Raw genomic sequence first — 18,308 nt, forward strand, 5'->3', positions numbered from 1 at the left:
GGACTGATGCGATGACCACGGCGACGATCCGGCTGGCGGAATCTGCGCGCAACACCGCCGATCACCGGTGGGTCCGGTTCGCGGTGCGGCGCACGGGCCGCCTGCTGGTCTCGCTGTGGGTCCTCATCACCGCGGCGTTCCTGATGATCCACCTCGTCCCCGGCGACCCCATCCGTGCGGCCATGGGCCCGAACGCCTCCGCTGAGGTCGTGGCCGCACGGCGGGAGTCGCTCGGGCTGAACAACCCGCTCTGGCAGCAGTACCTCGACTATCTCGGCGGGTTGTTCCGGGGCGATCTGGGGGTGTCGATCGGGTCGCAGCTGCCGGTCGCGCAGACGATCGCGCAGCGGTTGCCGGCCACCGCTGTGCTTGCTGTCCTGGCCTTCGTCCTTGCCATGCTGATCGCGATCCCGATCGGCGTGGCCGTCGCGATCGCGACGCGGCGCGGCCGGGGGCGTGGCCTGGAGCTGGGCTTCACGTCGACGAGCGTCTTCCTCGGCAGCATCCCGGAGTTCCTTCTCGCCGTGGCGCTCGTGGCGGTGTTCGGTGTGCAACTGGGCTGGCTGCCGGTCGCGGGGCGTGAGGGGCCGGCGTCCTACATCCTCCCGGTGCTCGCCCTCGCGCTGGGGCCCGCCGCCGTGCTGGCTCGGATCGTGCGGGTCGAAGTCCTCGCCGTGCTCGATACGGACTTCGTCCGCACCGCGCACGCCAAACGTCTCCCCGCCTGGCGGGTCAACCTCCGGCACGTGCTCCCGAACGCCGTGACCGCCACACTGACGCTGGGCGGACTGCTGCTGAGCGGTCTCGTGGCCGGGACGGTGCTGGTGGAGACCGTCTTCGCGTGGCCCGGGCTGGGCACCACGATCGTCAGTTCCATCCAGACCAAGGACTACCCGCTCGTGCAGGGCACGGTGCTCGTTTACGGCATCGGGGTGCTGCTGGTCAACACGGCGGTCGATGTGGCACTGGCCGTACTGAACCCGCAATCGACAGTGGCGGAGAGCTGATGCGCACGCTCCGGAAGATGATGCGGACCCCGCTCGGGGCGACCGCGCTCGCGCTCCTCGCGCTCGTGCTGGCCGTCGCCGTCTTCGCGCCCCTCGTCTGGGGCGCCCAGGCCGACACCACCGACACGGGCGATCTGCTGGCGGGTCCTTCGGGCGAGCACTGGGTCGGAACCGACAACCTCGGACGCGATCTGCTGTTGCGAACGCTGGTCGCCACCCGGCTCTCGGTCGTTCTCGCCCTGCTCGCCACCGTCGTCGCGGTGACCGCCGGGCTCGTGCTCGGGGTCGCTCCCCTGCTCCTCGGTCGCGTCCTCGGTCGACCGGTCACGTGGTTCACCGGCATCGCCGTTGCCTTCCCCGGCCTGCTGCTCGCGCTCTTCTTCGCCGCCATCTTCGGCAGCAACTCCGTCGCTGCCGTCTTCGCGATCGGACTGGCCGGCGCACCCTCCTTCGCCCGGCTCTGTCAGAACCTCATCTCCGGCATCGAGGCGCGGGACTTCGTCGCTGCGGCCCGCGTCGGCGGCATCGGCCGGTTCCGGGTGCTCACCCGCCACGTCCTGCCCAACATCGGTGAACCGCTCATCGTCAACGCGACCATCGGCGCCGGTGGCGCGCTCCTCGCCTTCGCGGGCCTGTCGTTCCTTGGCCTGGGCGTCCAGCCTCCCGAGTACGACTGGGGCCGGCTCATGATGGACGGCGTCCGCAGCATCTACATCAACCCGCTCGCCGCCCTCGTGCCCGGGGCCGCGGTCGTGATCGCCGGGCTCGCGTTCAACCTCACGGGCGAGTCCGCCGCGCGCACGCTCGGCGTCGGTGACGAGCTCTTCCTCGGCCCGAATGCGTGGCGGCGCCGGAAGTTCCGCCCTTCCCCCACGACGCCGACGACCGGGCACACGGACGAGCACGAAGGTGCGGTGCTCGAGGTGGAGGACCTCCGGGTGACGCTGCCCGGCGCGAACGAACCGGTGCAAGCTGTGCGGGGCGTGACCTTCTCCATCGGCACCGGCGAGATCGTCGGCATCGTCGGCGAGTCGGGATCGGGCAAGACGATGACCGCCCTGGCGGTCGCCCAGCTGGTTCCCGAACCGTGCCGGGTCGAGGCATCCACCCTGCGTTTCCTCGGCACCGACCTGCTCACCACACCCAAGGGACGACTCCGACGGTTGCTGGGCACCTCTCTCGCGATGGTCTTCCAAGACCCGATGTCGTCGTTCAACCCGACGATGCGCATGGGCGATCAGCTCGCCGAGGTCGCTCGGGAGCACGCCGGAATGAGCAAGCGCGCCGCCCGCCGGCTCGCGGCCGATCGCATGGCCGCGGTGCGCATCACCGACCCCGAACGACGCGTCCGGCAGTATCCGTACGAGTTCTCCGGCGGCATGCGACAGCGCGCCATGATCGGGATGGGCCTGATGGTCACTCCGCGACTGATCGTCGCAGACGAGCCGACCACGGCGCTGGATGTGACCGTGCAGCGCCAGGTGCTGGATCTGCTGCGGTTGATCCGCGACGAGAACGGCGCGTCCATCCTCTTCATCAGCCATGACATCTCGGTCGTCGCCGAACTGTGCGACCGGGTGCTCGTGATGTACCACGGCGAGATCGTGGAGGAACTTCCCGCCGCCGACCTGGAGAGCGCGACGCACCCGTACACGCGCGCGCTCCTCGCGGCGGTGCCGCACATGGGCACTCCGCTGGATCGCCCCCTCGCCACGACCCCGGACAAGGCGGCGACCACTGACACCATCGAGACCCCCGCCCGCCCGGCGGTCGACGACCCGACTCGGGAGAACGCGGGAGTGACCACGACATGAGCGAACTCCGTTTCGACAACGTCACCGTGCGCTACGGGATCGGACGGTCTGCCGCGACCGCCGTCGAGGACGTCTCCCTCACCGTGCCGGAAGGCTCCGTCGTGGGCGTCGTCGGCGAATCCGGCTCGGGGAAATCCACCCTGGCCCGCGCCGCCGTCGGCCTCGTCCCGGTGCAGGCGGGCAGCATCACCGTCGGCGGCCAGCCCGTCCCCACCCGCGGACCGCGCCCCTTGCAGATGGTCTTCCAGGACCCGTACTCCTCGCTGGACCCCCGCATGACGCTCGGGGCCAGCATCGCCGAGATCATGCCGGCGGGGATGAGCCGCAAGGAGCGCGCGGCGGAGACGGCGCGTCTGCTGAGACTCGTGCACCTCGAACCCGAACGCGCCGACACCTATCCCGCACGTCTCTCGGGCGGGCAGCGCCAGCGCGTCGCGATCGCCCGAGCGCTGGCCGGACGCCCCCGGGTTCTCATCGCGGATGAGATCACGTCGTCGCTGGACGTGCTCATCCAGGGTGCGATCCTCAACCTCATCCGTGAGCTTCAGGCCGAACTCGGCCTGTCGATGCTGTTCATCTCGCACAACCTGGCGGTCGTGCGCTACGTCGCATCCCGGGTCGCCGTCATGCACGACGGGCACCTGGTCGAGGAAGGCCCCACGGCCGAGGTGCTGGGCGATCCGCGCGACGAGTACACGCGCGAGCTTCTGGCGGCCATCCCCAGTCCCATTCGGTTTACGCCCTGATTCATCGAGCCCCACGAATTCATCGAGACCAAAGGAGCCTCCTGTGACCCGCAGAATGCGCATCGACGACACGCTCGCGCTCACCATCCCGAGCCAGCCTGCCCTGTCACCCGACGGGAAGCGCGTGGTCTACGTCCTCGGGGGCGTCGACGCTGCGGCGGATCACGCGACCAGCGCCCTGTGGGTCGCCGAGGGCGGAACGACTCGCCCCCTCACGCGCGGCAGCAGCGACGCGGCACCGGCCTTCTCGCCGGACGGTTCGACGCTGGCGTTTCTCCGCGACGGCCAACTGTGGACCCTCCCGCTGAGCGGCGGTGAACCGCAGCAGCGCACCTCCCTGCCCCTGGGGGCGGGACCCGCGGTCTGGCGCCCCGACGGGTCGCAGATCGTCTTCACGGCCCCTGTCGACCCGGCGGCGAGCACGGACGAAAGCGACGAGGACCGTGCGGCGCGCAACGGCTCCCCTCTCGTCACCGATGGCATCGACTACCTCGTGGACGGCGCCTGGTTCGTCCGCGGTGTCCGTGCCCAGCTGCACCTGCTCGACCTCGTCACCGGCGAGGTCAGCCAGCTCACCGATGGGAACGCGGATGCGGGGAGCCCGGCCTGGTCGCCCGACGGCGACACGGTCGCCTATGCCACGCGACCGCAGGGGCTGGATGACCTCACCTACCACTCTGCCGTGCATGTGCTGACCCCGTCCGATCCTGCCGCTCCCCCGCGCCTCCTGGCGTTCACGGACGGATACGCCGGCACGGTGTCCTTCACGCCCGACGGCACAGGCCTGCTCGTCGTGGGTTGGCCGGGCGACCCGGAGGGCCTCGCCGGCCTCTTCGCCGTCGACCTGGCATCGGGCGAGCTGACCGAGCTGTCGGCATCCCTCGATCGCAACGTCATGCCCGGCGCCCCCGCCTACCCCGGTGCGGTTCCCCAGGTGACCGCCGGCGGCGACGTGCTGTTCGCGATCCGCGACCGCGGATGCACCCACCTCTATGCCGTTCCCCTGTCGGGCGGGTCGCCGCGCCACCTCTACGGCGCGGAGGGTGAGGTCGTCAGCGGACTGTCCGTGGCGGGCGACACCGCCGCGATCGCGCTCGGCACACCGACCTCGTTCGGCGAGATCGTCCGCCTCGACCTCACGACGGGGGATGCCACGGTCCTCACCGCGCACGGCTCCGCACCCGAGGGGGCCGAGCTGTTCGTCCGCGAGTCACGGGAGTTCACCATCAGCGACGGCACCGTCGTCCAGGGCTGGATCGTCCGCGACCCCACGGTGGACGGGCCCACCCCCCTCCTCGTGGACATCCACGGCGGCCCCCACAACGCGTGGAACGCCGCCGTCGACGAGATGCACGTGTTCCATCAGGAGCTCGCGACTCGCGGATGGACGATCCTGATGATCAACCCGCGCGGAAGCGACGGCTACGGGGCCGACTTCTGGAAGGCCGTCTACCGCGGGTGGGGCGTCGCGGACGCGACGGACTTCCTGGAACCGGTGGACGAACTCGTCGCCGAGGGCCTCGTCGACGCCGACCGGCTGGCGGTCACCGGATACAGCTACGGCGGTTTCATGACCGCGTACCTCACGGGGCACGACGGGCGATTCAAGGCGGCCGTCGCCGGCGGCATCGTCTCCGACCTGGTGAGCATGGGCGGCTCGAGCGATGACGCCCACCTGCTCAATCTCCACGAGATCGGCGTGATGCCCTGGGACTCCGTCAACCGCGACCAGCTCGCCGAGATGTCGCCGTACACGGCGGTCGATCAGGTGTCGACGCCGACCCTCGTCCTCCACGGCGAGAAGGACCTCCGCTGCCCCGTCGGGCAGGCGCAGCAATGGCACTACGCTCTGCGCGAGCGCGGGGTGCCCACACAGCTCGTGATCTACCCCGGGGGCAGCCACATCTTCCCGCTGCTGGGAACGCCCAGTCACCGAGTGGACTATGCCCGCCGCGTCGTCGACTGGGTGGAGCGGTACGCCGGCTCGACCTCCGGACCGCGGCCCGCGGCCATCGACGCCGGCCATTGGCAGCGGCGCCTGGACGTGCTCGCGGAGCGCCACGGGGTGCCCGGCGCCCAGCTGGGCATTCTGCGACACAGCCCCGATAGCGCGGATGACCTCGTGGTCCTCGGCACGGGCACGCTCAACCGGAACCTTCCCGAGGGTTCCGGCCGTGTGACGGCGGACTCGGTCTTCCAAATCGGGTCCATCTCGAAAGTGTGGACCGCCACCGTCGCGCTGCGACTCATCGAGCAGGGTCACTTCACGCTGGACACACCGGTGAAGCAGATCCTCCCCGACCTGCAGCTGGTCAACGACGAGCTCACCCAGGGCGTCACCATCCGCCACCTGCTCACGCACACGAGTGGCATCGACGGCGACGTCTTCACCGACACCGGTCGGGGGGACGACTGCCTGGAGAAGTACGTCGCCCTGCTGTCGGATGCGGCCCAGAACCACCCGCTCGGTGCCACGTGGTCGTACAGCAACTCGGGATTCGTTCTGCTGGGGCGCGTCATCGAGGTCGTGACGGGAAGCGTCTGGGATGCCGCGATGCGGGAGCACCTGTTCGCTCCGCTGGGCCTCACGCACACGGTGACCCTTCCTGAGGAGGCGATCCTCCACGCCGCAGCCGTCGGCCACGTCGATGACGACGGTGTTCAACTGGTGGCGCCCGCCTGGGCGCTCCCCCGCTCTCTCGGCCCTGCGGGGCTCATCACGGCGCGCGCGGCCGACGTGCTGGCGTTCGCGCGTCTGCACCTTGCCCGCGGGATCGCGGAGAACGGCGAGCGCCTCCTGAGCGAGGACGACGTCGCCGACATGCGGGCCTTCCATGTCGAAGTTCCCGACAAGCAGGTGCTCGGGGACTCGTGGGGTCTCGGCTGGATCCGGTTCGATTGGAACGGCGAACGCCTCTACGGCCACGACGGGAACACGATCGGGCAGGCGGCCTTCCTGCGCATCCACCAGGATTCGGGCGTCGCCGTGACGCTCCTGACCAACGGCGGGCACGGGCGCGACCTCTACCAGGACCTGTACCGAGAGATCTTCGCCGAACTGGCCGGGATCGAGATGCAGCATCCCGTCCAACCGCCCGCCGAGCCGGTGGATGTCGACATCACCCCCTATCTCGGCGTGTACGAGCGGGAATCCGTGCGTGAAGAGGTGTTCGTCGGCGACGACGGCCCGATCCTTCGCACCACGGTTCTCGGCCCGCTGGCGGAGCTGGTGCCCGACCCGGTGGACGTCTACCCGCTCACCCCGCTTCGCGAAGGCGTCTTCGCGCTCCGCGAGCCCGGCGCGCAGACCTGGATGACCGCGACGTTCTACTCGCTGGAAAGCGGCGAACAGTACCTGCACTTCGGCGCCCGCGCGACGCCGAAGGTTCCGAGCCCCGCCTGATGGACGCTTCGTCGCCCCTCGCGGAGGCTCTCATTCCGGTCCTCACCGAGGACGGGATCATCGCCACCATCCGTGAGCTCGTGGAGTGCGAGTCGCCGTCGAACGACCTTCCTGCCGTCGCCGCGTCCGCGGACCTCGTGGCGCGGCTCGGCTCCGACCTCCTCGGCGCGCATCCGGAGCGGATTCTGCGAGACGGTCGATCGCACCTCCTCTGGCGATTCGGAGGTGAGACGACGGTGCTCGTCCTCGCCCACCACGACACCGTGTGGCCCATCGGGACGCTGGAGCGGCTCCCGTTCGCGGTGCACGACGGCGTGCTCACCGGGCCCGGGTCCTTCGACATGAAGGCGGGCCTGGCGATGGCGCTGCACGCGGTGGCCGGCCTGACAGACCGGGATGGCGTGGCGATCCTGGTGACCGGCGATGAGGAGCTCGGCTCACCGAGTTCTCGCGGGCTCATCGAGGCCGAAGCACGCGGGGCGCGCGCCGCGCTCGTGCTCGAGGCTTCCGCCGACGGCGCATTGAAAACCGAGCGCAAAGGCGTCGCCCTGTATGACGTGGTTCTGGCCGGCCGCGCCGCGCACGCCGGCCTGGAGCCCGAGAACGGCGCGAACGCGACGCTCGAACTCGCCCACGTGACCCTCGCCGCGGCGGCCCTCGCGGACGACGCGAAAGGGACGACCGTCACCCCCACCGTGGCCGCCTCCGGCACGACGAGCAACACCGTTCCCGCCGCCGCACGCTTGTCGATCGACGTCCGGGCTCGGACAGCCGCCGAGCTGGAACGAGTCGACACGGCGCTCCGCGAATACGTCGCGGTGACCCCAGGCACCAGCATCCGGATTCTCGGCGGGATCAACCGCCCCCCGCTGGAAGCGGCGATGTCGGCGGCACTGTTCGACGCCGCCGCGGAGATCGCCGCCGGCCTCGGCTTCGCGCCGCGGGAAAGCATCGCGGTCGGGGGCGCCAGCGACGGCAACTTCACCGCCGGCATCGGCGTGCCGACCCTCGACGGTCTGGGCGCCGTCGGCGGCGGCGCGCACGCCGAGAACGAGCATGTCCTCGTCGCCGAACTCGTTCCGCGCACACAGCTCCTCGGAGAGCTGATCGCGCGGATCTCACGGAAGGAAGAACCATGGAACAGGTGATCCAGGCCGACGCCCTGGCCGCCTCCGCTGTGCACGACGCCGAGCGCGCCGCGCACGAAGCCGGCGTCACCGTCCGGGAGCTCACCTCCATCCCCGACCAGGCCGCATCGGTGCGGCTGCTGTCGGAGATCTGGCGGCGCGGCGCGGAGAACCCCCCGGTCCCCACCGAGCTGCTGCGCGCTTTGGGTAAGGCCGGCAACTACATCGCCGGCGCCTACGCCGACGATGAGCTGGTGGGGGTCGCGATCGCGTTCCACGGAACCCCGGAGCGGCACGCGCTCCACAGCCACATCGCGGGAGTCTCGCCGGCGCACGCCGGGCGTTCCGTCGGTTACGCGTTGAAGCTGCATCAACGGGCGTGGGCGCTGCAGCGCGGCATCGAGGTCATCGAGTGGACATTCGACCCGCTCGTGGCCCGCAACGCGTACTTCAACATCGTCAAGCTCGGCGCCCTCCCCGTGGAGTACCTTCCCAACTTCTACGGCGAGATCCTCGACGGGGTGAATACCGACGACGAGACCGATCGGCTCCTCGTGCGGTGGCAGCTGCGCAGCGCGCAGACGGCGGCCGCCGCGGCAGGCACACCGCGTCGCCCCGACCCCACCGCGCCCGGGGTCGTGTCGGTGGCGGTACCACCGGACATCGTGGAGATCCGGCGGGAGGACCGCGCCCTCGCCCACTGGTGGCGGACCACCGTGCGCGATCGGATGACGGCGCTGCTGGATGCGGGCGCCCGGGTGACGGGGTTCGACCGTAACCTCGGGTACGTCCTGCAGGAAAAGAACGCCGGAGACCAGGAAAAGAAAGAGACATCGTGAAGATCGAGGGCTTCGAGCTTCGGCGGGTGGCCATGCCGCTCGTTTCACCGTTCCGGACGTCGTTCGGCACTCAGACCTCCCGCGACATCCTGCTGATCAAGGCGGTGACGGATGCCGCGGAGGGCTGGGGTGAGTGCGTCACCCTCCCCACGCCGGTGTACTCCCCCGAGTACACCGAAGCCGCCGTCGACGTTCTGAAGCGCTTCTTCCTGCCGGCACTGGGCGCGGCGGAGCTGTCCGGCGCGCACATGGTGAACGAGGTCCTCGCCCCCTTCAAGGGACACCGGATGGCCAAGGCCGCACTGGAGATGGCCGTTCTGGATGCGGAGCTCCGTGCCGAGGGACGCTCCTTCGCGCGGGAGCTCGGCGCGGTGCACGATCGGGTGCCGTCCGGGGTGTCGGTCGGGATCATGGACGAGATCCCCCAGCTCCTGGATGCGGTCGGCGAGTACCTCCACGAGGGGTACGTGCGTATCAAGCTCAAGATCGAGCCGGGGTGGGACATCGACGTCGTCCGCGCCGTCCGCGAGCGCTTCGGAGACGATGTGCCGCTCCAGGTCGACGCCAACACGGCGTACACCCTCCGCGACGCGCAGCATCTGGCGCGTCTGGACGAGTTCGGGCTTCTCCTCATCGAGCAGCCGCTCGAGGAGGACGACGTGCTCGGCCATGCCGAGCTGGCCCGGGTCGTGAAGACACCCATTTGCCTGGACGAGTCGATCACCTCGGCGCAGACCGCGGCCGCCGCCATCCGACTCGGGGCGACGAGCATCATCAACATCAAGCCGGGCCGCGTCGGCGGTTATCTGGAGGCACGCCGCATCCACGACCTGGCCGCGGCGCACGGCGTGCCGGTCTGGTGCGGCGGCATGGTCGAGTCCGGCATCGGACGCGCCGCGAACGTGGCGCTGGCCGCCCTCCCCGGCTTCGCCCTTCCCGGCGACGTATCGGCGAGCGACCGGTTCTACCGCACCGACATCACGGAGCCTTTCGTCATGGTCGACGGGCACCTCGCCGTGCCGCAGGGACCAGGGCTCGGCGTCACGCCGATCCCCGAAATCCTCGACGAGCTGACCACCGCCGTCGAATGGGTGCCGGTGTGAGGTCTACGCTCCCGGATATGAGTCCGGGAGCCCGATCCACCTGGGGACGCGTCCTCACCGACCTGGGCGTGACGCTCTTGGAGGTCGCCTACGGGCGCATCGAGGCCGACCGGCCCGTGGGCGGCGTCGTCATCCACGACCCCGTCGATGAGCCGGTCTATCCGGAGAACTCGATCGTGCTGGGCATCGGCGTGCACACCGCCGAGGACCTGCCCCCGTTGCTGACGACGGTCGGACTCCGGGGAGGTATCGCGCTCATCGTGCGGTCGCCGGTCGAGGTGAACGACGACGTGCGCGCGGCGGCGGATACGGCGGGGGTCGCCATCCTCGGACTCGCCCGCGGGGCCACCTGGACGCAGCTCGCCGCGCTGCTTCGCTCGGTGCTCGCCGAGGAGGACATCGGCCACACGCAGTCGGAGTCGCTCGAGGGGATACCGGCCGGCGACCTCTTCGCCGTCGCCAACGCGATAGCCGCGCTGTTGGATGCGCCGATCACGATCGAAGACCGGTCATCCCGTGTTCTGGCGTTCTCGGGACGGCAGGACGAGGCAGACGCCTCCCGCATCGAGACGATCATCGGGCGACAGGTCCCCGATCGCTATGCCAACGCACTGGCCGATCTCGGGGTGTTCCGCGACCTGTACCGCAGCCACGAACCCGTCGTGGTCGACCCCGTGCGTCTGGGCGAGGGGGTCACCACGCAGCGCGTCGCGATCGCCGTCCGCGCCGGTGACGAGGTGCTCGGCTCGGTGTGGGCAGCCATGGACGGACCGGTGACGCCCGAACGCGCCGCGACCCTCCGTGAGGCGGAGAAGCTCGTCGCCCTGCACCTTCTGCGGGTGCGTGCGGGAGCGGATGCGGAACGGCGGCTGCGAGCGGAACTGGTCAGCCGGGCGATCGAGGGCGGCCCCGCAGCGCGGGACGCGCTCAGCCGACTCGGTCTCGCCGGAAAACGGGTGAGCGTTATCGCAGCCGCCGCGCTGCCGGGCAAGAACGAGACCGGGTCGGTGCGGGCGGACCGCGAGCTCATCGCGTCCCGCGAGCGGCTCATCGACGCTCTGGCCATGCACCTCTCGGCGGTGCAACCGGGTGCCGCGGTGGCCTTCGTCGCGGACACGGCCTACGGCATCATTCCCGTCACCGATGCGGCCGCCGAGGAGCGGTCGGCAGCACTCGCGGAAGACTTCCTGCAGCGCGTGGGAACCCGCATCCCGGCGGTCATCGCGATCGGCCACGCCGCCGACGACATCGCCGGGATCGCGCGCTCGCGGGCGCAGGCTCGCCGGGTCCTCCGGGTGCTGACGGAGCGACCCGGGGGTGGGCGGGTCGCTCGGATGGCGGACGTGGAGACGGAGTCGCTCGTCCTCGAACTACGCGACCTGCTGGCTGCACGCGGTGACACCACAACGGGATTCCTGGCGCGCCTCGCGGAGTACGACCGGCGCAACAGTGCACAGCTCGTCAGCACCCTGGCGGCCTGGCTCGACAGCTTCGGGGATGTTCCGGATGCGGCGGCGGCGAGCTTCATCCACCCGAACACGTTCCGCTACCGGCTCCGCCGCGTCGCGGAGGTCGGCGAGATCGACCTGAGCGATCCGGATGTGCGGTTCTCCGCGATGCTGCAGCTGCGCATCCGCCGCGACTGATGCTGCGATCTCGCTTCGGACCGCCGGGACGGCTGGAGTGATCGTCGGGTCGTCGAGTGCGGTGATCGATCCGGAGCAGAAGCGCCCGGCGCCGAGCGCGATCAGGCCGCGAGGAAGCCGAGCAGCGCTGCGGTGAACGCCTCCGGCGCCTCCTCCGGCACGAAGTGACCCGACCCGGGGATGACCAGTTCCGTGACGTCGGCCGCCACGATGCTCGCCACTTCCGCCACCGAGGCTCCGCTCGCGTACTGCCCACCCACAGCGAGCACCGGCATCGAGAGTCGCCCGCGCTGCTGCCACGCGATGATCTGTTCCGAGGTGGCGTCCGATCGGTAGAACTCGAAGCTCGCCCGAAGAGCGGCCGGGTCGCGCAGCGCGTTCACGTACAACTCCACCGCGTGCGGGGCGATGGCATCGGGCGAGGCGGCCTTCGACGCGAACTGGTGGCCGAAGTACACCTCCTCCCGCCCCCGCACCATCTGCTCGTTGATGTCGCCGAGGCGGTTGAAGGCGAAGTGCCAGAGGAACTCGTTGGTGGGCTTGTCCATGAACAGCGGCGGCGACGGACTCAGCCCGGGCAGAATCGCCTCCGCCAGCACCAGCTTCGTCACCCGATGCGGATGGGCAGCGGCCAGCACATACGCGACGATCATGCCGAGGTCGTAGCCCGCGACGGCGAACGTGTCGTGCCCGAGCGCCGTCATGAGGCCCGCCATGTCCTCCGCCAGCGTGGCGCCGTCGTAACCGTCGCGCGGCTTGGCACTGGCCCCGACGCCGCGGAGGTCTGCCGCCACGACGGTGTAGTGCTCGGCGAGAGCGGGCATAATCAGTCGCCAGCCGTACCAGAACTGGGGCCAGGCCGGCAGAAGGAGCAGGGCGGGCCCCTGCCCGCCGACAACGGCGTGGATGCTCACGCCGTCCACGTCCAGCGTGTGACTGGTGAAGGTCTCCTCGAATCCGGCGGGCAGATTGCCCACATGGTCAACCGTGAACGTCACGTCGTACTCCGATCCGTATGTGGAATCTTTATCCACATAGAACTTATGGGTCGAGTGGATAACTTGTCCAGTTACGCTTTCGGTATGGTGACGGCTCTTCGGCGCGACGCGGCGCACAACCGCGACCAGATCCTGCGCGCCGCGCGGGCGATGGTCGACGGCGGACAACCCCTGGTCTTGAATGATGTCGCCAAGCGGGCAGGTGTAGGAGTCGGGACGACCTACCGCAACTTCCCCACGCCCACGTCGCTGCTCGAAGCAGTCGCGCAGCCCCGGCTCGCCGAACTCATCGCAGCGGGCGAGCGAGCTCTTCACGATGATGAGCCGGGGTCGGCGTTCTCGAGTTTCTTGTCCACCATCGTGCGCGCGCAGATCATCGACGCGTCGTTGCCCCCCGTGAATGCGGCTGTGCACGACGAACTCGAAGAGACGACGCAGCTCAAGGCACGGCTGCGCGAGGTGGGGGCTGAGCTTTTGGACCGCGCCAAACGCGCCGGGGACATCCGGGATGACCTCGCCTACGGCGATGTGGTGCCCCTGGCCTGTGGGCTCGCGCACGCCGTGCGCGCCGGCGCTCCCGGCGATCCGCTCGATGCCGCGGATCGGTACACCCGCATGCTGCTGGCGGGCCTGCACCGCTGAGCAGAAGCGCCCGCCGCTCGCGCGGCGGGCGCTTGCCGAACGCGCTCAGCTCATTTCGCCGAAGGTGCGGTCGATGTCCGCCATCTCCATGGCTGCGGTGGCTTCGATGAGCTCCTGCAGCTCGGTGTCGGCTCCCGGAGAGAACTCCTCGAACCGCTCCGGGGCGATGGTCATCGGCACCCCGACAGGCGCCTGCTCGCTCGCATCGAGCTTGGTGCCGTCGTTCGAGGGCGACATTCCCTGGAAGATCTTCCCCGCCTCGGAAAGGTTCGTCAGGTCGAAGGAGAACTGCTTGCTCTGCAGTCCCATCTCCAGCAGGCGAGCCACCTCGGGGAACTTCTCCGCGTTGGTCTTGGGGATGGGAAGCGACGTACGCCAGTTGACGCCGAGGGTCTCCAGCGCCTTCGCGTACGCGTTCTCGTGCGCCTGATCGCGAACGATGAGGTACGAGATCGTGCTGCGGGCCGTCTTGTTGTCGGTCATCTCGTACAGGCGGCACTTCTGCAGGCGCCCGGTGGACTCCAGCATCAGGTTGTAGAGCAGGTCGAGTACCAGGTTGCCCGAGTTGTAGACATAGGTGCCTACCCATGGGTTGCCGGCGGCATCCACCGGCAGCGCACCCTGAGCACCCACGAGGTAGTGGTGGATGTTGCTCTCGTGCTTGGCGATCTCCAGCGGGATCGAGCCGCCCGCGCCCGGCTTGTCGAGCGGGTCGGTGAGCTTGCCGTTGTAGCGCGGCGACCCGTCCAGCAGACGCGAGATGGTCGTGCCGATGAGCTCGACGTGGCTGATCTCTTCGGTGCCGATGCCCTGGATCAGGTCCTTGTACGGCTTTGCGGACGGGCCGCGGAAGTTGATGCTCTGGAAGAGGTACTGCATCATCGTGCGCATCTCACCGAACTGCCCGCCAAGGCCCTCCTGGAGTGCGTTTGCGGCCGCGGGATCCGGCTCGTCCTGCTCGATTTCGTTGATCAGTTGCTGAACGTGAAAGTACATGAGGCCTCCGAAGCGGTTGGTCCTCTCAGCCTCGTCGCATCGACACATAACCGAGACCCTCTCGCCTTTCCGCCGGGTGCCGAGTACCCTCCGACCTACATCTGCGATGAGTCTCGATTGTCGGTGTCCTCGACGGCTGTGACGATCCCCCGACGTGCGACGCCCGAAGCTGCTGGTGCTGCGTCAGGATCAACCAGGCACGTGAGCGGCGAAAGCAGCGCAGTCGCCTAGCCTGCTGTCATGCAGTCTTCGCGTGCGGAATGGGTCGAGCACGTGATGTGGTGGCACGTCTACCCACTCGGATTCGTCGGAGCATCCATACACCCCCGCGGCGACGACGATCGAGAGCTCTCACACCGCCTGAGCCGGATAGAGGCGTGGCTGGATCATCTGATCGGTCTGGGTCTGAACGGGCTGCAGCTCGGCCCGGTCTTCGCCTCCACCACCCACGGATACGACACGACCGACTACTTCCGGGTGGATCCCCGGCTCGGCGACGAAGCCGACCTGGTCGCGCTGATCGACGCCGCGCACGCGAAAGGCGTTCGGGTGCTGCTGGACGGTGTGTTCAATCACGTCGGCCGCGAGCATCCCGCCTTCGCCCTCCTCGAGCAGGATGGCCCGGACGCCCCTACCGCGAATCTGTTCTCGGTCCGCTGGGACGGCTGGGCGCCCGGCGATCCGGTGGACGCGGATGTTTTCGAAGGTCACGAGCATCTCGTCGCGCTCGACCACAACTCGCCGGCCGTCGAGGATCTGGTCGTCGAGGTGATGCAGTACTGGCTGGAACGAGGCATCGACGGGTGGCGCCTGGATGCGGCGTACGCCGTCGCACCCCGCTTCTGGGGTCGCGTGCTCCCGCGCGTGCGCGAACGGTTCCCGCACGCGTGGTTCACCGGCGAGGTGATCCACGGCGACCAGGTGGCGATCGTCACCGAGTCAACGATCGACTCCCTGACCCAGTACGAGCTGTGGCAGGGCATCTGGCACGGCATCGCCGACCTCAACCTGTTCGAGCTCGCCCACGCCATCGGACGGCACGACGATCTCCTGAAGACCTTCATCCGAGCACCTTCGTCGGCAACCATGACGTCACCAGGATCGCCACGGCCGTCGGCGACCGGCACCTCCCGCATGCGCTGGCCGTGCTGTTCACCGTTGCCGGGACCCCGTCGGTGTACGCCGGGGACGAATACGGATACCACGGCACCAAGGAGGAGCGCGCGGGTGGGGACGACGCCATCCGCCCGCAGTTCCCGGCCCACCCTCCGCGACGCGAGGATCTCGAGCCGCAGGAACGCTCTGTGCTGGAGACGACCGAAGCCCTCATCGCGCTACGGCGCCGACGCCCGTGGCTCCACCGCGCGCACACCGACGTCGTCGAGCGCGCCAACACCACCCTGGTTCTACGTTCCGCCGCAGGTGACGAAGCGATCGTCACCGCACTCAACCTGGGCGACGAACCTGCCCGCTTCAGCGCCGCCGGCGCGATGACCGTGGAACTGGGACAAGGCGAGATCCGAGGCGGCCAGGTCATCCTTCCGCCTCACGGGTGGGCAGTCCTCGCCTAGCAGCGGACGCCCCCGTGTGATCAGCCGGCCGGATATGCCAGGAGCGATTGGCTGATCTTCTCTGCTTCCGGGTCGTTGCTCGCGGTCATACCGGGGTCGACGATTTCCACCCTGCTGCCGTCCGGCCCCCTGGCCTTCATTCCGACGCCGCCGCAGCCTGACCACGAGGGCTCATCGGCCGGGACGACGACGACGCACGGAGCATTGCTGTCCTTCGCCCGAACGAGGTAGTAGATCGTGCCGGCAGAATCTTCGCCGGCAAGCCGCGAGCTGTCGGCGTCCATGCGCGCTTCGGAGACGTCGAAAGGAATCTCATCCGCGGTCGTTCGATCCCGCTGGAACTCCGGAAGCTCGCCAGGAGCACTGCACCCACCGATGAGGAACAGGCTCCCCACCACCACCAGTGAGGTCGTCAGGCGTCTCATTCCGCGATCGTAGCCTCGCGGTCTTCGAGATGTCGATCAGCAGCGAGCGTCGCCGCCGGAAGTGCCGGATCCGCCTGTAGCGTTACCCCTCCAGGACATGCCGTTCGCGAGCGGCCCGATCCCGAGGACTGAGAGAGGTTCCCCATGGCCAAGAACAGCAAAGCGGAGAAGGCGGCCGGCGCAGCGCTGGATGCCGCAGCCGCAGCCGCCAAGGACGCCAAGCGCCTGAGCAAGACCCTCCCGAAGAAAATCGCGAAGAAGCTGCGGTCGCTGGCGGACGAAGCGAAGAAGGCCTCGCAGGCATCGAAGAAGAAGATCGCGCGCCATCCCCGGAAGGTCGAGAAGAAGGCGGCCGAGGCCACTGCCCGCGTCCAGAAGGCCGCGGACAAGGCTGAAGCCAAGGGCGCCGCGGAAGCCGCTCCCACCGAATCCGCGGCCCCTGCCGCCCTTCTGAACGAAGCTCTGAGCGCCACCCTGCCGACGACCGACCTGGCGTCACTCACGGTCGTGGAGCTGCGCGACCGCGCCCGGGCCGCGGGCCACAGTGGCTTCTCCCGCTTCACCAAGGCTGAGCTGATCGCCCTCCTGTCGTCCTGACCGCGTGCCGCGCTCCACGGGATCCCGCGGTCCCGCCGCGTGAGCGCCGGTGCCGAGCCGCAGATTCGGCCCCAGCCGTCAGGTTTCGCCCGGGCCCTCGCGGCTGGGTGGGTTACACGATGGGGAGGACGAATCGGGCCTCGTCTTCGCGGCCGAAGATCGTCTTGCCGTAGGCCTCGAAGCCGCTGGCGGCGAGGGTGTGGCCGTGGCGGCTGGCGGTGGCCTGGTCGCGCCAGACCCGCTGCAGGGACGCGGACTCGGCGAACCCGGCGGAGCCGTGCGCGGTCATCAGGTCGTTGATCATCGTGGTGATGGTCTCCACGACCCAGCCGGCTTTGGCGCGCATCTCGATGCGTTCCGCGTACGGGGCGTAGTAGCCGTCCTGGGCGCCCTGGTAGATGGTGTCGGCGACGTCGCGGGCGACGAGTTCTGCGGCGTTGAGCTGCACGGATGCTTTCGCGATCGCGCTTTGGAACACCGCGGAGTCGGACTGCTTGGCGTACCCGGTGTACGCGATCGCCTTGCTGTCGGCTTTGGAGATGACGTAGTCCAGTGCGGCGCGTCCCATTCCCAGGTGCGGGCCGATGAGCTTCATGAACAGCGACGGCACGAACACCGTCTGGTACGTGAGGTCGTCGTAGTTGCTGAGGTAACCACCCTCGACCGCGGCGGTGAGGGGGAAGATGCGGTGCTCGGGAACGAACACGTCCTCAGCGATCTGCATCACACTCGCGGTGGATTTCATCCCCGCGACATACCAGTTGTCCTCGACGCCGAGTTCGGAGGTGGGGATCAGGGCGAGACCGGCATCCACGACCTCACCGGCATCGTTTTTCAACGGCACACCCAGCAGCGACCAGTCCGCGTTCATGCTGCCGGTGCCGTAGCCCCACTTGCCCGTGACCCGGTAGCCGCCGTCGGCCCGCTGCGTGTCCGAGGTCGTGGCCAGCACGATCGAGATGAACGAGTTCACGCCCTTGTCAGTGCCCCACACGTCCTGCTGCGCCTGCTCGCTCATCAGAGAGACAACCCACGCACCGGAATCCAGGATGCCGTGCACCCACGCGATGCTGCCATCCCCCCGACCGATCGCACGCGCGACCGCGTGGCACTCGGCCGTGTTCGCGCCCAGACCCCCGAAAGCCGGCGGCGCGGAAATACCGAACGCACCCGTCGCGGCGACCGCGTCGAACACCTCCGGCGAGATACGACGCTCCGCATCCGCCTCCCGCCCACTCGCGATCAAAGTCGGACGCAACTCATCGAGCTGCTCCACGATCGAAACGATCTCAGGACGAAGAGGGGTGGCTGCCATGGGGACTCCTTGATGTGGATGATGGGTGTTTTGTGAATGGATGATGGATGGCGGGTCCGCCACGACGGATCTGGTCACG

15 protein-coding genes and 1 pseudogene are annotated in these 18,308 nt (G+C 69.1%); 12 read left to right on the top strand and 4 right to left on the bottom strand.

The window, feature by feature from the left end; genetic code table 11:
• Positions 1-11: 11 nt before the first annotated feature.
• From AC4FS1_RS09855 to AC4FS1_RS09890, 8 genes are read left to right on the top strand one after another with little or no spacing between them, the layout of a single operon-like run.
• Positions 12-1,007, top strand: coding sequence for an ABC transporter permease (locus tag AC4FS1_RS09855; RefSeq protein ID WP_491154598.1), 996 nt, complete (start codon positions 12-14; stop codon positions 1,005-1,007).
• Positions 1,007-2,821 (top strand): dipeptide/oligopeptide/nickel ABC transporter permease/ATP-binding protein, encoded by a 1,815-nt coding sequence (locus AC4FS1_RS09860; RefSeq protein ID WP_491154600.1) that lies wholly within the window; start codon positions 1,007-1,009, stop codon positions 2,819-2,821. Before AC4FS1_RS09855 ends, AC4FS1_RS09860 begins: the two co-directional genes overlap by 1 nt.
• Positions 2,818-3,567: an ABC transporter ATP-binding protein gene (locus tag AC4FS1_RS09865; protein WP_491154601.1), complete on the top strand. Its 750-nt coding sequence runs from the start codon at positions 2,818-2,820 to the stop codon at positions 3,565-3,567. The genes AC4FS1_RS09860 and AC4FS1_RS09865 overlap by 4 nt, the downstream gene beginning before the upstream one ends.
• Before the next feature lie 43 nt (positions 3,568-3,610).
• Positions 3,611-6,970, top strand: coding sequence for a serine hydrolase (locus AC4FS1_RS09870; RefSeq protein ID WP_491154603.1), 3,360 nt, complete (start codon positions 3,611-3,613; stop codon positions 6,968-6,970).
• Entirely contained in the window at positions 6,970-8,118 is a 1,149-nt protein-coding gene (locus AC4FS1_RS09875; RefSeq protein WP_491154605.1) for a M20/M25/M40 family metallo-hydrolase, read from the top strand. The genes AC4FS1_RS09870 and AC4FS1_RS09875 overlap by 1 nt, the downstream gene beginning before the upstream one ends.
• Entirely contained in the window at positions 8,106-8,936 is an 831-nt protein-coding gene (locus AC4FS1_RS09880) for a GNAT family N-acetyltransferase (protein WP_491154607.1), read from the top strand. The genes AC4FS1_RS09875 and AC4FS1_RS09880 overlap by 13 nt, the downstream gene beginning before the upstream one ends.
• Positions 8,933-10,039: an o-succinylbenzoate synthase gene (gene menC / locus AC4FS1_RS09885; RefSeq protein ID WP_491154609.1), complete on the top strand. Its 1,107-nt coding sequence runs from the start codon at positions 8,933-8,935 to the stop codon at positions 10,037-10,039. Before AC4FS1_RS09880 ends, menC begins: the two co-directional genes overlap by 4 nt.
• A 17-nt stretch (positions 10,040-10,056) precedes the next feature.
• On the top strand, positions 10,057-11,685 hold the full coding sequence (locus AC4FS1_RS09890; protein WP_491154611.1) for a PucR family transcriptional regulator: 1,629 nt from the start codon (positions 10,057-10,059) through the stop codon (positions 11,683-11,685).
• Between the two features lie 101 nt (positions 11,686-11,786).
• Here AC4FS1_RS09890 and AC4FS1_RS09895 read toward each other — a convergent pair whose 3' ends face one another.
• Positions 11,787-12,719 (bottom strand): alpha/beta fold hydrolase, encoded by a 933-nt coding sequence (locus AC4FS1_RS09895; protein ID WP_491154613.1) that lies wholly within the window; start codon positions 12,717-12,719, stop codon positions 11,787-11,789.
• Positions 12,720-12,767: 48 nt separating this feature from the next.
• On the opposite strand from AC4FS1_RS09895, the gene AC4FS1_RS09900 reads away from it, so the two are divergent.
• On the top strand, positions 12,768-13,325 hold the full coding sequence (locus AC4FS1_RS09900; RefSeq protein ID WP_491154615.1) for a TetR/AcrR family transcriptional regulator: 558 nt from the start codon (positions 12,768-12,770) through the stop codon (positions 13,323-13,325).
• Positions 13,326-13,370: 45 nt separating this feature from the next.
• Here the strand turns inward: AC4FS1_RS09900 and AC4FS1_RS09905 are convergent, their stop codons facing one another.
• Complete coding sequence (locus tag AC4FS1_RS09905; protein WP_491154617.1) at positions 13,371-14,321, bottom strand: manganese catalase family protein; 951 nt, start codon at positions 14,319-14,321, stop codon at positions 13,371-13,373.
• 276 nt (positions 14,322-14,597) lie between these two features.
• Here AC4FS1_RS09905 and AC4FS1_RS09910 point away from each other — a divergent pair.
• Together AC4FS1_RS09910 and AC4FS1_RS09915 are read left to right on the top strand one after the other, a co-directional pair.
• Positions 14,598-15,092: pseudogene (locus AC4FS1_RS09910) on the top strand (alpha-amylase family glycosyl hydrolase); the annotation flags it as partial.
• A gap of 200 nt (positions 15,093-15,292) precedes the next feature.
• Positions 15,293-15,892 (top strand): alpha-amylase family glycosyl hydrolase, encoded by a 600-nt coding sequence (locus tag AC4FS1_RS09915; RefSeq protein ID WP_491155697.1) that lies wholly within the window; start codon positions 15,293-15,295, stop codon positions 15,890-15,892.
• A 20-nt stretch (positions 15,893-15,912) separates the two neighbouring features.
• On the opposite strand, the gene AC4FS1_RS09920 is transcribed toward AC4FS1_RS09915, so the two are convergent.
• On the bottom strand, positions 15,913-16,317 hold the full coding sequence (locus AC4FS1_RS09920) for a hypothetical protein (RefSeq protein ID WP_491154619.1): 405 nt from the start codon (positions 16,315-16,317) through the stop codon (positions 15,913-15,915).
• Between the two features lie 144 nt (positions 16,318-16,461).
• On the opposite strand from AC4FS1_RS09920, the gene AC4FS1_RS09925 reads away from it, so the two are divergent.
• Positions 16,462-16,914, top strand: a complete 453-nt coding sequence (locus AC4FS1_RS09925) for a hypothetical protein (RefSeq protein ID WP_491154621.1) — start codon at positions 16,462-16,464, stop codon at positions 16,912-16,914.
• A 112-nt stretch (positions 16,915-17,026) separates the two neighbouring features.
• Here the strand turns inward: AC4FS1_RS09925 and AC4FS1_RS09930 are convergent, their stop codons facing one another.
• Positions 17,027-18,229 (bottom strand): acyl-CoA dehydrogenase family protein, encoded by a 1,203-nt coding sequence (locus AC4FS1_RS09930; protein WP_491154623.1) that lies wholly within the window; start codon positions 18,227-18,229, stop codon positions 17,027-17,029.
• Between the last annotated feature and the right edge of the window lie 79 nt (positions 18,230-18,308).

Source organism: Microbacterium sp. Z12_35 (assembly GCF_058310475.1).

What these genes read in the sequence shown, in the direction of transcription:
- AC4FS1_RS09865 (WP_491154601.1), top strand. Translation starts at nt 2,818, where the DNA reads ATGAGCGAACTCCGTTTCGACAACGTCACCGTGCGCTACGGGATCGGA.
- AC4FS1_RS09920 (WP_491154619.1), bottom strand. Translation starts at nt 16,317, where the DNA reads ATGAGACGCCTGACGACCTCACTGGTGGTGGTGGGGAGCCTGTTCCTC.
- AC4FS1_RS09855 (WP_491154598.1), top strand. Translation starts at nt 12, where the DNA reads ATGACCACGGCGACGATCCGGCTGGCGGAATCTGCGCGCAACACCGCC.
- AC4FS1_RS09890 (WP_491154611.1), top strand. Translation starts at nt 10,057, where the DNA reads ATGAGTCCGGGAGCCCGATCCACCTGGGGACGCGTCCTCACCGACCTG.
- AC4FS1_RS09860 (WP_491154600.1), top strand. Translation starts at nt 1,007, where the DNA reads ATGCGCACGCTCCGGAAGATGATGCGGACCCCGCTCGGGGCGACCGCG.
- AC4FS1_RS09900 (WP_491154615.1), top strand. Translation starts at nt 12,768, where the DNA reads ATGGTGACGGCTCTTCGGCGCGACGCGGCGCACAACCGCGACCAGATC.
- AC4FS1_RS09925 (WP_491154621.1), top strand. Translation starts at nt 16,462, where the DNA reads ATGGCCAAGAACAGCAAAGCGGAGAAGGCGGCCGGCGCAGCGCTGGAT.
- AC4FS1_RS09905 (WP_491154617.1), bottom strand. Translation starts at nt 14,321, where the DNA reads ATGTACTTTCACGTTCAGCAACTGATCAACGAAATCGAGCAGGACGAG.
- AC4FS1_RS09930 (WP_491154623.1), bottom strand. Translation starts at nt 18,229, where the DNA reads ATGGCAGCCACCCCTCTTCGTCCTGAGATCGTTTCGATCGTGGAGCAG.
- AC4FS1_RS09875 (WP_491154605.1), top strand. Translation starts at nt 6,970, where the DNA reads ATGGACGCTTCGTCGCCCCTCGCGGAGGCTCTCATTCCGGTCCTCACC.
- AC4FS1_RS09880 (WP_491154607.1), top strand. Translation starts at nt 8,106, where the DNA reads ATGGAACAGGTGATCCAGGCCGACGCCCTGGCCGCCTCCGCTGTGCAC.